Genomic DNA, 15,937 nt, shown 5'->3' on the forward strand with positions numbered 1-15,937 from the left:
GGGGGCGTGCCCCGTGCGGGCACGCCCCCTCCCTTGTCGTGAACGCGGACGCGTCAGCCGCGCGCCGTCCCGGTCGTGCGGCGCAGCACCCGGAACGCCGCGTACGTCAGCAGGCCGGCCACGGCGAGCAGGATGCCCGTGGCGACCAGCTGGAGCGGCCAGTAGTGCGAGACGGGGTGCAGGTCGCGGTAGAAGGCGGTGGCGCCCATGTCGGCCAGGGTGTCGCGGCAGCTGTCCAGCCCGCCGCTGACGCACGGGGCCTTTGCCCGGCCCTCCGGGGTCAGCACCCCTTGGCCGACGAGCAGGCCGCGCCCCAACGGCCCTTCCTTCAGGCTGCTGACCCGGGTCACGGACGGCCACAGGTACGGCACGGCCGCGTGGACGGCGGCCCACAGCACCCCCACGGTGACAGCGGCGGCGGCCAGCGCGGCCATCGCGCGGCGCAGCAGCAGCCCGGCCAGGGCGCCCGCCGCGAGACCGGCCAGTGCCAGGCCCACGGGGACGGTGCCGTTGGCGTGGAAGGTGGCCATGTCGTGCCAGAACTTGGTGGCGGGGATGCTGTCCCTGCCCTGCGCCCACGCCCAGCGGTGCAGGGCCGCCAGCGGACCGGTCGCGGCGACGGTGAGCACGGCGGGGAGCACCAGCCGGGACGCCAGCCAGCGGGCAGGGGAGACACCCTGGGTCCAGGCGAGGCGTGCCGTGCCGGACTCCGTCTCGCGGCCGACGAGCGCGCCCCCGGCCCAGGCGGCCACCAGGAACGGCACGGCCAGCACGGCGATCGTCGTGTAGTTGTAGACGTCCTTGTAGAGCAGGATCGAGTCCTGGTCGTAGGAGCAGCGCGGGGTGAACCCGCAGGCGTTGTACGCCTTCCACGCCGCCGCCGAGGCGTCGGTGAGCGGCCCGCCGAGCCACAGCAGGGCCGCCGCGGTGAGCAGCACCAGCGCGCCGCCGCCGATCAGGGCCGGGCGGTGCAGCCGGGCCAGCCAGCGCCACTGGCGGGGCACGCCGGCGGTGCGGGCGGCGGCGGGCGCGGCCGGGGTGGTGAGGGCGGCGGTCATGCGGCGGCCTCCAGGGTCTCGGGCGCGGGGGTCAGGGCCGGGGCCGCGGGGTTGCGCAAGTAGGACGGGACGAGTTCCTCGAGGGTCGGCGCGACGGTGCGCCAGTCGTCGGGCAGCGGGCCGGAGGGGCGGAGCACCGCGCTGAGCTGGCGGCCGGTGGTGCGGGACTCGACGACCTCGTGCGGGGAGAGGTCCGCCGCGGCGGGGGCGGACACCCGGGTGTGGGCGGCCAGCAGGTCGTCGATCTCGCCGGCGAGCCGGATCTTGCCGCCGCCGACCAGCAGCAGGTGGTCGCAGGAGTCCTCCAGCTCGGCGACGACGTGCGAGGACATCACGACGGTGGTGCCGTGGGCGGCGGCCTCGCCCATCAGCAGGCCCATCAGCTCGTGCCGGGCGAGCGGGTCGAGGTCGGCCATCGGCTCGTCCAGGAGCAGCAGTTCGGGCCGCTTGCCCAGGGCGAGGGCGAGCGCGACCCGGGTGCGCTGGCCGCCGGAGAGGGCGCGGATCCGCTTGCCCGGGTCCAGGTCGCCGCCGGCCACGACCCGGTGCGCGGTGTCGGCGTCCCAGTGGCCGGGGTTGAGGTCGGCGCCCATGCGCAGCGTCTCGGCGACCGTGAGCTGCGGGTACAGCGGCTTGTCCTGGTCGACGAAGCCCACCCGGGGGCGGGCGGCGGCCGGGGCGGCGCCCAGCACGCGGACCGTGCCCTCGGTGGGCGCGAGCAGTCCGGCGGCGAGCGCGACGAGCGTGGACTTGCCGGCGCCGTTGGGTCCGACGACGGCGCACACGCGTCCGGCGGGCAGCCGGAAGGAACAGTCGCGCAGCGCCCAGGAGCGGCGGCCGAAGCGCTTGCCGAGCGCGTCCGCCTCGAGGGCCGGGACGGTCATGACGGGTCTCCCTGGGGGGTGTGCGCAGGCGCGGCGTGCGCGGCCTGCTCCGGGTAGTGCGTCTCGAGTACGGCGGTGAACAGCGCGGCGACGTCCTCCCGCTCCAGGCCGGACTCCCGCGCGCGGGCGGCCCAGTCCTCCAGCTCCGCGCGCAGCGGGGAGTCGGCGGGGGCTGCGCCGAGGGAGCGGCGCACGAAGGTGCCGAGGCCGCGCCGGGCCTCGACCAGGCCCTCGCGCTCCAGCTCCCGGTACGCCTTAAGCACGGTGTTCGGGTTGACGGCGGTGGCCTCCACGACCTCGCGGGCCGTGGGCAGCTTGTCGCCGGGGGTCAGCAGGCCCAGACGGATCGCCTGCTTCGTCTGCTGGACGATCTGGACGTAGGTGGCCACGCCGCTGCGCCGGTCGATGCGGTAGTCGACCACTCGGCAACCACCCTTTCACTAATTGAGTAGTGAAAGGGTGGTGCAAGAGTGGTGCGAAAGTCAACCGCGGATCCGTGAACCGATCCGCGGGGCCCGTCCGATGAGGAGACGTGAGCGAGAAGAGAAGCGACGGCGAGCTGCTGCGCGCCGTCACGGCCGACGGCGACCGGGGCGCCTTCGAGGAGCTGTACCGGAGGTACGCGCCGTGGCTGACCGCGCGCATGCGCGGCCGGTGCGCCGACGCCGCCCTCGTCGACGACGTCGTGCAGGAGACCTTCCTCGCCGTGTGGCGCGGCACCGCCCGCCACCGCGAGGACACGGCGGCCGCGGACGCCGCCGGCTGGCTGTGGCGGATCGCCTCACGCCGGCTCGTCGACGCCCTGCGCGGCGCCGGGGCACGGGGGCGGCTGCGGCAGGCGCTGGCGCGGCTGCGGCACCGCGACGAGGTGTCGGCGGAGGAGCGCGTGCTCGCGGGGGTCGAGCACGGGGACCTCGCCGGCGCCCTGGTCCGGCTGTCGCCGGAACTGCGCGCGGTGCTCCAGGCGACCGTGGTCGACGGGCTGACCACCCGCGAGGCCGCGGTCCTGCTCGGCATCCCGCCGGGCACGGTCAAGACGCGGGCGATGAGGGCCCGCAGGCAACTCCGGGAGGCGCTGGCATGACGTACGAGGACAAGCGCTGGCACGTCCCCGAGGACGACCTGCGGGCCTACGCGCGGGCCGAGCTGGAGCCGCCCGCGCTCTGGTCGGCCGACACCCACCTGACGGCCTGCGCGCACTGCCGTGCCGTCCTCGCCGCCCTCGGCGACCCCGTCGCCCTCGACATGGGCTGGCAGCGGCTGGACGCCGAGCTCGACGCGCCTCGGCCGGGCCTGCTGGAGTCGCTGCTGCTGCGGATCGGCGTGGCCGACCACACCGCCCGGCTGCTGGTCGCCACCCCGGCGCTGCGCCGCTCCTGGCTGGGCGCGGTGGCGGCCGTGCTGGTGCTCACCGTGGCCGTCACGGTCGGCAACGCCGGGGGCGGCCGGGTCACGCTGTTCCTCGCCCTCGCGCCGCTGCTGCCGCTCGTCGGGGTCGCCCTGTCGTACGGGCCGGCGGTCGACCCGACGTACGAGATGGCCGTGGTCGCCCCGATGCACGGCTTCCGGCTGCTGATGATCCGCACGGTGGCGGTGCTGACCGCTGGGCTCGGCCTCAACGGCCTGGCCACCCTCGCCCTCCCCGGGTACGGGCTGCTCGCCCTGGGCTGGCTGCTGCCCGCGCTCGCGCTCATCACCACGGCACTCGCGCTGTCGGCCCGGCTCGGCCCCGTCCTGGCGCCCTCGCTCGTCGGCGGCGGCTGGATCGCGCTGCTGCTCACGGCGGACGCCCTGCGAGGCGGCGGACAGGGGACGCTCGCCCCGTTCACCGCGGCCGGGCAAGGCGTGTCTGCGGCCGTCGCCGTACTCGCCGCCGGACTGCTGGTCCTGCTCCGGGACCGCTTCGACCTGAGCCGGGACCCCGCGGTCTGACCGCGCCCGGCTCCTCACCGGCCGGGGGGCGTCACCGCCCCGGCCCCCACCACCTGCCACGGGAGTTCCCCATGTCCCCCACCGTCTCGGCCTCCGGGCTGAGCCTCCACTACGGCCGTACGCGCGCCCTGGACGACGTGTCGCTGCGGCTGTCCCCCGGCGTCACCGGGCTGCTCGGCCCCAACGGCGCGGGCAAGACCACCCTGCTGCGGGTCCTCGCCACCGCCGTGCCCGCCGACCGGGGCGCGTTCACCGTGCTCGGCCACGACCCGGGCACCGCGCGCGGCCGCCAGGAGGTCCGGCGCCGGCTCGGCTACCTGCCGCAGACGCCCGGCTTCCACCCCGACTTCACCGCCTTCGAGTTCGTCGACTACGTGGCGATCCTCAAGGAGCTGACCGACCGCACCGCCCGCCACGCCGAGGTGCGGCGGGTGCTGGAGGAGGTCGGACTCGGCGACGTGCGCGGCAAGCGCATCCGCAAGCTGTCCGGCGGCATGCGGCAGCGGGTGGCGCTGGCGGCGGCCCTGGCCGGCGACCCGGCGTTCCTCGTCCTGGACGAGCCCACCGTCGGTCTCGACCCCGAACAGCGCATGCGGTTCCGCGAGCTGATCGCGACCGCCGGCGAGGGCCGGACCGTGCTGCTGTCCACGCACCAGACCGAGGACGTGGCGATGCTCTGCCACCGGGTGGTCGTGCTCGCGGGCGGCACCGTCCGCTTCGACGGCGCCCCCGCCGACCTGACCGCGCGGGCCGCCGGACGCGTATGGAGCAGCGACGGGCGCGACCCCGGGGCCAAGGCCGGCTGGCGCACGGGCCTCGGCACCTTCCGCAACGTGGGCGACCCGCCCGCCGGCGCGGACCTCCTCGAACCCACGCTGGAGGACGGCTACCTGCTCACCCTGGACGGCGCGGGCGCGGAGGTGACCGCATGAGCACGACCACCACCACGGCCCCCGCCCCGGCCCCGGTGACGCGGGCGCCCGGAGCCTCCTCGGCGGCCGTTCTCGCCCTGGCCCGCTTCGAGACCCGCAGGCTCCTGACCCGCGTGCCGGTGCTCGTCGCCTTCGCGGCGTACCTCGCCTGGATCGTGTGGCGCACCCGCGACTCCTTCGACGGCTTCCCCGCGCTGCAGGACGCCGACCGGGCCACGCAGGACGGTCCGCTGCTGGTCGGCCTCGCGGTGCTGCTGAGCGTCAACCAGGCCGTGCTGCGCTCCCGGCGCCACGACACCGAACGGCACCTCGCCGTGCTGGTGCTCCCGAGCTGGCAGCGCACGGTCGCGCATCTGCTGTCCGTCGTCTCGGCGGCGCTCCTGACCGGGGCGTGCGTGGGCGCGCAGTTCGCCTGGGAGGTGCTCAAGCCGGGCGCCGTCGGGCACGGCTCGCCGGGTGAACTCCTCGTCGGCCCGCTGTCGGTGCTGCTCCTGGGCGGGTTCGGGGTGCTGCTGGCCCGCCTGCTCGCCGCGCCCTTCGCGGCGCCGCTGCTGATCGTCCTCCTGCTCTTCCTCGCCATGTTCCTCACCGGCTTCGTCACCGACGGCTGGACCCGGTGGCTGGTGCCGTCCGTCACCGAGTACAGCCTCATCACCCTGCCCTCCGACCTGATCGGCCGCCCCGCCGCGTGGCACGCGTTGTACCTGGGCGGGCTCGCGCTGACGCTGATGCTCGTGGCGCTGCTGCTGTCCGGCGGCGCCCGGCTGCGGACCGTGCAGGCGGCCGCCGCCGGCGCGGTGGCGCTGACGGTCGTCGGCGCGGTGGGACAGTCCCGCGGGGTGCCGGAGGCGACGACCGAGGCGCGGGTACGGGCCACGGTCACCCCGGAGAAGCTCCAGACCTGCGCCGAGCGGGACACCACGACCTACTGCGCCTTCCCCGAGTGGGGGCCGCGCACCGGCGACTGGGCGGAGACCGTCGACGACGTGCGCGCCCTGGCCGGGGGCGACGCGCGGGAGCGGCCGCTGCTCGTACGGCAGCGGGTCGAGGCGCGCTACGGCCTGGACTCCGACGGGCCGATCCCGCCGGCCACCCGCCCCGGCGAGGTCACCGTCGGCACGGCCTGGGGCGGCAACCGCGTCCCGGAGTTCGCGGTCGGCGTCGCCGGAGTGCTGGTCGCCGGCACGGAGGCCGAGGTGGGCGAGATGTGCGACGGCCGGATGGTCACCGTCATGTGGCTGGCCCTCGCCGGCCGCCCCGACCCCGTGGCGGACCTGCGCCGGGTGCGGATCGACGACAGCGACACCGGCTCGGCGATCGTCATCTCGCAGACCGAGCCGCTGCGGATGACCGCCGCCCACACCGAGGTGCTGCGGGAACTGCTGGCGCTGCCCCGCCAGGAGGCCGAGGCGAAGGTGCGCTCCGGCTGGAAGGAACTGACCGCGCCCAGGGTGTCGACGGACCGCGTGGCGCAGGTGCTGGGCCTTCCGAAGCCGGAAGGTGACGACACGTGCGGGTGACCGGAACCCGGGCGGGCGGTGCCCCGGTGGGTGAGGCGCGGGCGGCGGGCACCGTCCTTCAGCTGGTGCGGCCCGTCGCCCGCACCGTCCCCTGGCGGGCGGTGGCCGCGGCGAGCGGCCTGGGGCTGCTGGCGGCCGCGCTGCCGAGGCTGTCGGGCGGCGAGGTCACCGCGTGGGCCGCCGTCACCGCGCTGCGGGCCGCCGCCCTGTCCTTCGCGCTGGGCGCGGCGTTCCTGCTGGACGACCCGGCCCGGCACACCACGGCCGCCGTGCCCGTCCGGCGCGGCCTGCGGCTGGCGCTGCGCTGGGTGCCGCTGGTGCCGTTCGCCGCCCTGTGGTGGACCGCGGCGCTGCTGCTGGTCCCCGAGGATGCGCGTCCCCCGGCCGGGGACGTCACCCTGGAGGCGGCGTCGGCTCTCGTACTCGCCCTGGCCGGCGCGGCGTTCGCGGTGCGCCGGGACAGCGCGCGGCCGGGACAGGGGGTCGCCGCGCTCCTGCTCGTGTGCGCGGTCCTGGGGCCGCTGCTGAGCCCCGGCGACTGGGGGATGTTCACCGAGCCGGCCGACCCCCACTGGGCGGCCGCCCACGACCGCTGGGCGGTGCTGCTGTGCGCCCTGCTCGTGGCGCTGGCGGTGAGCTGCGCCGAACCGGTCCGGCGCCGCACGCTGCGGGCGCTCAGGTCTCCGTCCGGTACATCAGGTCCGTCTCGTGGGTGACGAAGCCCAGCCGCTCGTAGACGGACACGGCCGCCTTGTTGTCGGCGTCGACGTACAGCATGGCGGTGGGCAGGCCCTGGTCCGCGAGGTGGCGCAGCCCGATCGTGGTCAGTGACTTGCCGAGCCCGCCGCCCTGGGCGTCGGGGCTGACCCCGAGGACGTACACCTCGCCGAGGCCCTCCTGCCGGTGGACCTTGGTCCAGTGGAAGCCGACGAGCCGGCCGTCGCGCTCCGCGAGGAAGAAGCCCTCGGGGTCGAACCACGGCTCGGCCTTGCGGTCGTCGAGGTCGCGCTGGGTGAGGGAGCCCTGTTCGGGGTGGTGGGCGAAGGCGGCGGCGTTCAGCGCCAGCCAGGCCGTGTCGTCCCGGCCGGGCTCGAAGGCGCGCACCTCCACGCCCTCCGGCAGCACCGGGTCGGGCAGGTCCAGGCCGGACAACGGCCGCCGCATCTGCCGCAGTTCACGGAACAGCGTCAGCCCGAGCACCTGGGCCAGGTGGCGGGCGGCGGAGTGGCCGCCGTGCGCCCACACCCGCAGCCGCTTGCCCGACGCGGCGAGCAGCGCGGTGCCGAGAGCCCGCCCGTGGCCCTGACCCCGGTAGGAGGGATGCACCACCAGCTCGGCGGCCGGCGGCTCCACCAGGTCGGTGTCCTCCAACTGGGCGTAGCCGACGAGGTCGTCGTCGACGGTGAGCAGCAGGTGCGAGACGCCGTCCCGCTCCCCGCCGCGCAGCTGCAGCCGGCCCTGCTCGGACACGGCCTGCTGCCCGTCGGCGCGCGCGGCGTCGGCGAGCAGGGCGAGGACCGCCTCGACCTGGTCGGTGTCGAGCACGGTGTACGTCTGGAGCGAACGGGGGCGGCCGGGCCGGGAGAAGGCGTCGCTGGTCATGCGTACGAGGGTAAGGGGACGGCCGGGTGAGGGGGCGGCAGCGTGCCGCGCGCACCCCGTGGCGAGGGCACCGGCGAAAGATAAACCAGGTCGTGACCCGGAAGCCCCTGTCGCGCTACGCGCGTTGACTCTAGGCTGCGCCGGTACCCACTCGCACCGACAGGGGGGCGTATGCCAGCCACATCCCCGGCGCACCCGCGCCGCAGACGCCGTACGAACCGTCTCCTCGCGACCGCCGCCGGTGTCCTCACCGTCGGTGCGCTGGCCGCCGCGGCCCTGCCCGGGTCGGCGAACGCGGGCGAGCAGCACGGCAAGGGCAAGGGCCACGGCCACGGGCCGAGCCGCTACCAGGACGTGCAGCTGCTGTCCTTCAACGACCTGCACGGCAACCTCGAACCGCCGACCGGTTCCTCCGGCCGGGTCACCGAGGTCCAGCCCGACGGCACGGTGAAGACGATCGACGCGGGCGGCGCGGAGTACCTGGCCACGCACCTGCGCCAGGCCCGTAAGGGCAACCCGTACTCCATCACCGCGGCCGGCGGCGACATGGTCGGCGCCTCCCCGCTGATCTCGGGCCTGTTCCACGACGAGCCGACCATCGAGGCGCTGAACAAGCTCGAACTGGACGTCACCTCGGTCGGCAACCACGAGTTCGACGAGGGCGCCAGGGAACTGAGCCGCCTGCAGAACGGCGGCTGCCACCCGACGGACGGCTGCTACACGGACAAGAAGTTCAAGGGCGCCGACTTCCCATACCTGACGGCCAACGTGCTGAACGAGAAGACCGAGAAGCCCCTTCTCAAGCCGTACTGGGTGTGGAAGAAGAAGGACGTCAAGGTCGGCTTCATCGGCGTGACCCTCGAGGGCACCCCGAGCATCGTGTCCGCCGAGGGCGTCAAGGGCCTCGTCTTCAAGGACGAGGTGGAGACGATCAACAAGTACGCCAAGGAGCTGCGCCGCAAGGGCGTGAAGTCCATCGTGGCGCTGATCCACGAGGGCGGCTTCCCGGCCTCGCAGAACTACAACTACGACTGCGACGCCCCGGGCGCCGGCGACGGCATCTCCGGCCCCATCGCGGACATCGCCAAGAACGTCTCGCCCGACGTGGACGCGCTGGTCACCGGCCACACCCACAACGCGTACGTGTGCACCATCCCCGACCCGGCGGGCAAGCCCCGCATGGTCACCTCGGCCGCGTCCTTCGGCCGGCTCTACACCGACACCACGCTGACCTACGACCGCAGGACCGGCGACATCGCCCGTACGGCCGTGAAGTCCGCCAACCACGTGGTCTCGCGGGACGTCCCCAAGGCGTCCGACATCACCGGCCTGATCGGCGAGTGGAACACCCTCGCCGCCCCCATCGGCAACCGCCCGATCGGCTACATCTCCGGCGACGTCGTCAAGGACGGCACCGAGTCCCCGCTGGGCGACCTCATCGCCGACGCGCAGCTCGAGTACGCCCGCACGCTGGACCCGGAGGCCGACCTGGCCCTGATGAACCCGGGCGGTATCCGCGCCTCGCTCACCTACGGGGCGAGCGGCGGCGAGGGCGACGGCGTGGTGACCTTCGCGGAGGCGTTCACGGTCCAGCCGTTCGCCAACACGGTCAACCTGCAGACCTTCACCGGCGCGCAGCTGATCCAGGCGCTCAAGGAGCAGGTCAGCGGCTCCAACGAGGCGGCCCCGAAGATCCTCCAGGTGTCCGGTGGCCTGACCTACACACTGGACCTGACGAAGACCGGCGCCGACCGGGTCGTCACGGACTCCATCCGGCTGAACGGTGAGGCGATCGACCCGACGGCGAGCTACCGCGTCGCGACGAACAGCTTCCTCGCGGGTGGCGGCGACGGCTTCACCACCCTGGGCGAGGGCACCGACGACCTGGTCGGTGACGACGACCTGGCGGCCCTGGAGCAGTACCTGACCGCCAACTCCTCGGCCGGCTCCCCGCTGGCCCCGCCGGCGGCGGACCGCATCACGATCGTGCAGTAACCCGCACCACGACCGGGGCCGGCGCACACCACACGGTGGGCACCGGCCCCGTCGCTTTCCCGCTTTCCCGCCTCCCCGCCTCCCCGCGGTCACGGGGTTCCGGGGACCTCCGGGGGCGGGGCCGGGGCGCCCGGGAGGCGGACGGTGGCGGTGGTGCCGCCGCCCTCGGCCGGGGTGAGGGCGACGGTGCCGCCCGCCTGCTGCACCGTGCGCGCCACGATCGACAGGCCGAGTCCGGAGCCGGGCAGGGCGCGGGCGCCCGGGGAGCGCCAGAAACGGTCGAAGACGTGCGACAGTTCGTCGGCGGCGATCCCGGGGCCGTGGTCCCGGACGGTGAGGACGCCGTCGGCGAGGCGCACCTCGACGGTGGTGCCGGGCGGGCTGAACTTCACGGCGTTGTCCAGCACGTTGACCACCGCCCGCTCCAGCGCCGCCGGTTCCGCCCGTACGTACCAGGGGCGCACGTCGGCCGTGACGGTCAGCTCCGGGCCGCGCAGCCGGGCCCGGCGCACCGCCGACTCGACGGCGTCGTGCCAGGGGACGATCCCGGTACGGCCCGCCTGGTGGTCCGGGTCCGGGCGGGACAACTCCTGGAGGTCCCCGATGAGCGCGGCCAGTTCCGTCATCTGCGCCTTCACCGAGGCGAGCAGTGCCTTGCGGTCGGCCGGCGGGATGGGGCGGCCGGTGTCCTCGCTGCGGGTCAGCAGCTCGATGTTCGTGCGCAACGAGGTGAGCGGGGTGCGCAGTTCGTGCCCGGCGTCCGCGATGAGCTGCTGCTGCAGGTCACGGGAGCTGGCGAGCGCGGACGTCATGGAGTTGAAGGACCGTGAGAGGCGGGCGACCTCGTCCTCCGACTCCTCCTCCACGGGGATGCGGATGCTCAGGTCCTCGGTGCGGGCGACGTGCTCGACGGCCTCGGTGAGCTTGTCCACCGGGCGCAGTCCGGCCCGGGCGACGGCCAGACCCGCGGCGGCCGAGCCGAGCACCCCGATGCCGGAGACGAGCAGCAGGATCAGCGCGAGGTCGTTGAGGGTGGACTCGGTGCCCTTCAGCGGGACCGCCACGATGACGGCCGCGTGGGTGCTGGTCAGGGTGGAGGGGTCGTTGATGACCAGGGGCAGGGTCAGCACCCGGACGTCGTCGCCGTCCTCGTCCGTGCCGTTGCGGAAGATGCCCCGCGAGCCTTCGCCCGCGCTCTCGATCACCCGCCGGTCCGACGCGGTGACCCTGACGTTCCCCACGGAGCTGGGGAACAGGCAGACCGTGCCGTCCTCCTTGACCACCTGCGAGTACGTGTACTGGAAACCGCCCGTGCCCTCGTCCCGCGGCGTCTCGGTGCAGTCGGTGAGGGCGCTGCGGATCTCGTCCACCCGCTGCGGGCCCTGCAGCACCGTCGCCTTCTTCAGATCCTCGTCGACCTGCTCGTACAGCTTGCCCTGCACGATGAACCAGCAGGTCACCGACACCGCGGCCACCGCGAACGCCACGGCCGCGGCCACCAGCAGCGACAGCCGCGCCCGGATCGGCAGGGCGCGGAAACGGCGCACCGGTCCGGTCACTCCGCGCCGCCCTGCCGCAGCACGTACCCCACCCCCCGCACCGTGTGCACCAGGCGCGGCTCGCCGCCCGCCTCGGTCTTGCGGCGCAGGTACATGACGTACACGTCGAGCGAGTTGGACGAGGGCTCGAAGTCGAAGCCCCAGACCGACTTGAGGATCTGCTCGCGGGTGAGCACCTGGCGCGGGTGCGCCATGAACATCTCCAGCAGGGTGAACTCCGTGCGGGTCAGCTCCACCGGGCGCCCGGCCCGGGACACCTCCCGCGTGGCCAGGTTCATGCTCAGGTCGGCGAAGGTGAGGACGTCGTCGGACTCGGCGGAGGCGGCCACCGCCGCCGCGTACGTACTGCGGCGCAGCAGGGCGCGGATCCGCGCGAACAGCTCGTCCAGCTCGAACGGCTTGACCAGGTAGTCGTCCGCGCCCGCGTCCAGCCCGGTGACGCGGTCACCGACGGTGTCCCGGGCCGTCAGCATCAAGATCGGCGTGGTGTCGCCGGTGGCGCGGATCCGGCGGGCGGCGGTCAGTCCGTCCATCCGGGGCATCTGGATGTCGAGGACGAGGAGGTCGGGACGGTAGGCCGCCGCCTTGTCCAGGGCGTCCACGCCGTCGACGGCCTCCTCGGTGTCGTACCCCTCGAAGGCCAGGCTGCGCCGGAGTGCTTCGCGCACCGCCGGCTCGTCGTCGACGATCAGGATGCGCTGGGGGGCACGGTCGCCGTCTGCGGGGCTCATCGGGTGGCGGGTCCTTCGTCTGCGCGCCGCGCGGCCGGCGCGGCGGGGGAGGGGACGGTCGGTCGGATCTTCAGCGTCGCACGTTTCCCGTCCGGTGCGTCAGTTCGTCGCACCGGCCCGCAGGTCAGGCAGGTCCGCCTTGACGGTGTTGACCGGGATGGCGAAGCCCAGGCCCACGCTGCCCGCGGCGGAGGACTCGGCGCCGCTGGGGGCGAACATCGCGGAGTTGATGCCGATGATGTCGCCGTTCATGTCGATCAGCGCGCCGCCGGAGTTGCCCGGGTTCAGCGAGGCGTCGGTCTGCAGCGCCTTGTACGTCGTCGTGGAGCCGCCGGTGTCGCCGTTGAACTGCCGGCCGCCGAACTCGAACGGCCAGCCGCCGCCGCGCTGCCACTGCTGCTGACCCTGGCTGTCGTCCCTGGGCACCGTGACGTCACGGTCGAGGGCGGAGACGATGCCGCTGGTCACCGTGCCGGTCAGGCCCTCGGGGGAGCCGATCGCGACGACCTGGTCGCCGACCTGTACGCCGCCTGAGTTGCCGAGGGTGGCGGGCTTCAGGCCGGAGGCGTTCTCCAGCTTGATCAGGGCCAGGTCCTTGCGGCTGTCGGTGCCGACGACCCGCGCGCCGAACGTCTTGCCGTCGTGGGTGCGCACCTGGATCCTGTCCGCCCCGGCCACCACGTGGTTGTTGGTGACGATCTCGCCGTCACCGGTGATGATCACGCCCGATCCGGTGGCCGAACCGGACGACGTGGCGGCCTTGATCTCCACGATGCTGGGGCTCACCGTCTTGGCGACCCCGGCCACCGTGCCCTTCAGGGAGGCAGGCACCACGTCGGTCTCGGCGGCGGCGGAGGCGGCGACACCGCTGCCGCCGGTGCCCGTCAGCTCCTGCACCCCGTAGGCGGTGGTCCCGCCGACGGCGGCCGCGACGATCGCCACGGCCACGAGCAGCTTGGCCGGGCCCCGGGCGCGCCGGTGCGCGGGCTGCGGGGCCGGGGGAGCGTAGGCCGGCGGGGGCGGCCACTCGGGGTTCACGTGGTACGGGTCGTTCTCGGGGGCGCCGCTCGGGCGGGAGTTCTCGCTCATGTTCCCGAGCGTCCCGCCCGACGATGAGAGCATCCTGAGTGCCCGCTGAGAAGCCCGACAGAAGTACGTATGCCCGAAATAAAGCCCGCCACGGCCGGCCGACGATCCAGGGCTCCGAGCGGGCCCTGGCGGCGGTGCCGGGATGGGCAGGCGGCGCGCGGGTGGAGCCGCGGCGTGGGCGGGGCTGAGGGCCGGGGAGGAGCGGGGCGTGGGCGGGGCTGAGGGCCCGGGGAGGAGCGGGGCCGAGGGGGCGGGTGGAGCTGAGGGCTGGGGGCCGCGGGTAGCCCGGTCGCCTCTGGTGGCGGGTGGGAAGGGCTGGGACTGCGGGCGGAGCCGCAGCGCGGGCGAGGCCGAGTGTTACTGCCGGGCGCGGGTCCGGCGGGACCGGGCGGGGCCCGAGGGCTCCGGAAGAGCTGCGGGCAGGCCACGGGCGGGTCCGGGCGACCGTGCCAAGAACGGGTGGGGTCGAGTCGAGCGAGGCCGGGTTGTGGGCAGGCCGAGTGCTACGGGCGGAGCCGGGCTGCGGGCTCCGGGTGGGTCCGGGCCGTGGGGCCCGGGGTTCAGGTGGGCCTGGGGCTCTGGGTGGGGGCCGGTGGGCCGGGGTTACGCGCAGCCGCAGGACTGGCGGGCCACCAGGCGGGACGGGAAGATCTTCAGGCGTTCGCGGCGTGAGCCCGCCACCCGCACACCGTCGTCCAGTACCAGGTCGACCGCCGCGCGGGCCATCGCCGGACGGTCGGAGGCCACCGTGGTGAGCGGCGGGTCGGCGAGCGCCGCCTCCTTGATGTCGTCGAACCCGGCGACCGCCAGCTTCCCGGGCACGTCGATGCGCAGCTCCCGGGCGGCGCGCAGCACACCGATGGCCTGGTCGTCGGTGGAGCAGAAGACCGCGGGCGGACGCTGCGGCCCGGACAGGATGTCCAGGGCGACGCGGTAGGCGTCGTAGCGGTTGTACGGGGCCTCGAAGAGCCGTCCCTCGGTGGGTATGCCGGCCTCGTCCATCGCGCGCCGCCAGCCCTCGACGTGGTCGGAGACCGGGTCGCCGACGGCGGGGGTCTCCGCGGTGCCGCCGACACAGGCGACGTACTCGTAGCCGTGCTCCAGCAGGTGCCGCACGGCGAGCTGGGCGCCGCCGAGGTCGTCCGTGACGACGGCGACGTCGTCGATCGCCTCCGGCCGCTCGTGCAGCAGCACCACCCGGGCGTCCCAGGCCTCGATCTCCGCAGCGGCCAGGTCGTTCAGTGCGTGGCTGACCAGGATCAGCCCCGAGACCCGCATGCCGAGGAAGGCGCGCAGATAGTGGACCTCGCGCTCGCCGATGTAGTCGGAGTTCCCGACCAGCACCATCTTCCCGCGCTCGGACGCGGCCTGTTCGACCGCGTGCGCCATCTCCCCGAAGAACGGCTGGCGGGCATCCGGCACGATCAGACCTATGAGGTCCGTGCGCCGGGACGCCATCGCCTGGGCGACGCGGTCGGGCCGGTACCCCAGCTCCTTGATCGCTGCGAGCACCCGCTCGCGCGTGGCCGGGGCGACCGGCCGGGGTCCGTTGTTGATGACATAGCTGACGACGGCGGTGGACGTCCCCGCCAGTCGCGCCACATCATCCCTGGTTACCTTGGCCACGCGCGGAGTCTACGCGGATATATCCCCTCCGGGCAGGGCGTGCCGGAGGTTGTGAACAGGAGGAAAACGGCTCGTATGGGCGAGCGCGATGCTCATGCGTGCGCCCTCAGGCCTTGGCCCGGACCCCGTCGGTCTCCTGCGCGGCCGTCTCGTCCGCTTCCGCCGTCTTTTGCCGGGCGTCCTTCGCCTTCGCCTCCTCGGCGGCCCGCTCCACCTTCTCCGGCGTAACGAATCGATAACCGACGTTCCGTACGGTGCCGATCAGCGACTCGTGCTCCGGGCCGAGCTTGGCGCGCAGACGGCGTACGTGCACGTCGACCGTGCGGGTGCCGCCGAAGTAGTCGTAGCCCCAGACCTCCTGGAGCAGCTGGGCGCGGGTGAACACCCGGCCGGGGTGCTGCGCGAGGTACTTGAGCAGCTCGAACTCCTTGAAGGTCAGGTCCAGGACCCGGCCCTTGAGCTTCGCGGAGTAGGTCGCCTCGTCCACGGAGAGGTCGCCGTTGCGGATCTCCATCGGGGAGTCGTCGTTGACGATCTGCTGCCGGCCCATGGCCAGGCGCAGCCGTGCCTCGACCTCCGCGGGGCCCGCGGTGTCCAGCAGCACGTCGTCGATGCCCCAGTCCGCGGTGACGGCGGCGAGACCGCCCTCGGTCACCACCAGGACGAGCGGGCAGCCGGGTCCCGTGGAGCGCAGCAGCTGGCACAGGCTGCGGACCTGCGGCAGGTCACGGCGGCCGTCGATCAGGATGACGTCGGCGCCGGGGGTGTCGACGAGGGCCGGGCCCTCCGCGGGTGCCACGCGGACGTTGTGCAGGAGAAGACCGAGGGCGGGGAGCACCTCCGTCGACGGCTGGAGTGCGTTGGTCAGGAGAAGGAGTGCACTCATCGCGTCTCCTCACCTGCTCGGATCGGGGCCGCCCGGAACACGGCCGGCCTGCGTTCGTGCACGGTTCGCTCGCCCATAACGTCTGGTTCCTCCTCGGTCCCTGCGAGGACGTTTACGGCACTG

The 15,937-nt window shown here is 74.2% G+C and carries 15 protein-coding genes; 6 read left to right on the forward strand and 9 right to left on the reverse strand.

The features are described from left to right. Nucleotides 1-53: 53 nt before the first annotated feature. From B100_RS0108680 to B100_RS0108690, 3 genes are read right to left on the reverse strand one after another with little or no spacing between them, the layout of a single operon-like run. Complete coding sequence (locus B100_RS0108680) at nucleotides 54-1,058, reverse strand: hypothetical protein (protein ID WP_024884050.1); 1,005 nt, start codon at nucleotides 1,056-1,058, stop codon at nucleotides 54-56. Next, nucleotides 1,055-1,942: an ABC transporter ATP-binding protein gene (locus tag B100_RS0108685; RefSeq protein ID WP_024884051.1), complete on the reverse strand. Its 888-nt coding sequence runs from the start codon at nucleotides 1,940-1,942 to the stop codon at nucleotides 1,055-1,057. The genes B100_RS0108680 and B100_RS0108685 overlap by 4 nt, the downstream gene beginning before the upstream one ends. Beyond that, nucleotides 1,939-2,364, reverse strand: coding sequence for a GntR family transcriptional regulator (locus tag B100_RS0108690; RefSeq protein ID WP_024884052.1), 426 nt, complete (start codon nucleotides 2,362-2,364; stop codon nucleotides 1,939-1,941). Before B100_RS0108690 ends, B100_RS0108685 begins: the two co-directional genes overlap by 4 nt. A gap of 110 nt (nucleotides 2,365-2,474) precedes the next feature. Between B100_RS0108690 and B100_RS0108695 the strand changes: the two genes are divergently transcribed. The 5 genes from B100_RS0108695 to B100_RS0108715 all read left to right on the forward strand — a co-directional run bounded on the left by B100_RS0108695 (nucleotide 2,475) and on the right by B100_RS0108715 (nucleotide 7,042). After that, nucleotides 2,475-3,026 carry an RNA polymerase sigma factor gene (locus B100_RS0108695; protein WP_024884053.1) on the forward strand — a complete coding sequence of 184 codons (552 nt, stop codon included), beginning with the start codon at nucleotides 2,475-2,477 and terminating at the stop codon, nucleotides 3,024-3,026. After that, the gene (locus B100_RS0108700; protein WP_024884054.1) at nucleotides 3,023-3,874 is read left to right on the forward strand and encodes a hypothetical protein; all 852 of its coding nucleotides are present in this window, start codon (nucleotides 3,023-3,025) and stop codon (nucleotides 3,872-3,874) included. Before B100_RS0108695 ends, B100_RS0108700 begins: the two co-directional genes overlap by 4 nt. A gap of 71 nt (nucleotides 3,875-3,945) precedes the next feature. Further along, the gene (locus tag B100_RS0108705) at nucleotides 3,946-4,806 is read left to right on the forward strand and encodes an ABC transporter ATP-binding protein (RefSeq protein ID WP_024884055.1); all 861 of its coding nucleotides are present in this window, start codon (nucleotides 3,946-3,948) and stop codon (nucleotides 4,804-4,806) included. Next, nucleotides 4,803-6,326 (forward strand): hypothetical protein, encoded by a 1,524-nt coding sequence (locus tag B100_RS0108710; protein ID WP_024884056.1) that lies wholly within the window; start codon nucleotides 4,803-4,805, stop codon nucleotides 6,324-6,326. The genes B100_RS0108705 and B100_RS0108710 overlap by 4 nt, the downstream gene beginning before the upstream one ends. Continuing rightward, a complete protein-coding gene (locus B100_RS0108715) occupies nucleotides 6,317-7,042 on the forward strand; it encodes a hypothetical protein (RefSeq protein WP_024884057.1) in 726 nt (241 codons plus the stop codon). The genes B100_RS0108710 and B100_RS0108715 overlap by 10 nt, the downstream gene beginning before the upstream one ends. Here the strand turns inward: B100_RS0108715 and mshD are convergent. Then, nucleotides 7,002-7,928 carry a mycothiol synthase gene (mshD, locus tag B100_RS0108720; protein ID WP_024884058.1) on the reverse strand — a complete coding sequence of 309 codons (927 nt, stop codon included), beginning with the start codon at nucleotides 7,926-7,928 and terminating at the stop codon, nucleotides 7,002-7,004. The two genes, B100_RS0108715 and mshD, sit on opposite strands and share 41 nt — an antisense overlap. 171 nt (nucleotides 7,929-8,099) lie before the next feature. Here mshD and B100_RS0108725 point away from each other — a divergent pair, with 171 nt between their 5' ends. Further along, nucleotides 8,100-9,923 carry a bifunctional metallophosphatase/5'-nucleotidase gene (locus tag B100_RS0108725; RefSeq protein WP_024884059.1) on the forward strand — a complete coding sequence of 608 codons (1,824 nt, stop codon included), beginning with the start codon at nucleotides 8,100-8,102 and terminating at the stop codon, nucleotides 9,921-9,923. A gap of 89 nt (nucleotides 9,924-10,012) precedes the next feature. Here the strand turns inward: B100_RS0108725 and B100_RS0108730 are convergent, their stop codons facing one another. From B100_RS0108730 to B100_RS0108750, 5 genes are all read right to left on the reverse strand, one after another. Further along, on the reverse strand, nucleotides 10,013-11,482 hold the full coding sequence (locus B100_RS0108730; RefSeq protein ID WP_024884060.1) for a sensor histidine kinase: 1,470 nt from the start codon (nucleotides 11,480-11,482) through the stop codon (nucleotides 10,013-10,015). Next, nucleotides 11,479-12,213 (reverse strand): response regulator transcription factor, encoded by a 735-nt coding sequence (locus tag B100_RS0108735; RefSeq protein WP_024884061.1) that lies wholly within the window; start codon nucleotides 12,211-12,213, stop codon nucleotides 11,479-11,481. Before B100_RS0108735 ends, B100_RS0108730 begins: the two co-directional genes overlap by 4 nt. A gap of 99 nt (nucleotides 12,214-12,312) precedes the next feature. Continuing rightward, a complete protein-coding gene (locus B100_RS0108740; protein WP_024884062.1) occupies nucleotides 12,313-13,302 on the reverse strand; it encodes a trypsin-like peptidase domain-containing protein in 990 nt (329 codons plus the stop codon). Between the two features lie 603 nt (nucleotides 13,303-13,905). Then, nucleotides 13,906-14,928 (reverse strand): LacI family DNA-binding transcriptional regulator, encoded by a 1,023-nt coding sequence (locus tag B100_RS0108745; RefSeq protein WP_078540763.1) that lies wholly within the window; start codon nucleotides 14,926-14,928, stop codon nucleotides 13,906-13,908. Nucleotides 14,929-15,034: 106 nt separating this feature from the next. Further along, nucleotides 15,035-15,814 (reverse strand): response regulator transcription factor, encoded by a 780-nt coding sequence (locus B100_RS0108750; protein WP_024884064.1) that lies wholly within the window; start codon nucleotides 15,812-15,814, stop codon nucleotides 15,035-15,037. Nucleotides 15,815-15,937: the final 123 nt, after the last annotated feature.

Source organism: Streptomyces sp. CNH189 (genome assembly GCF_000527195.1).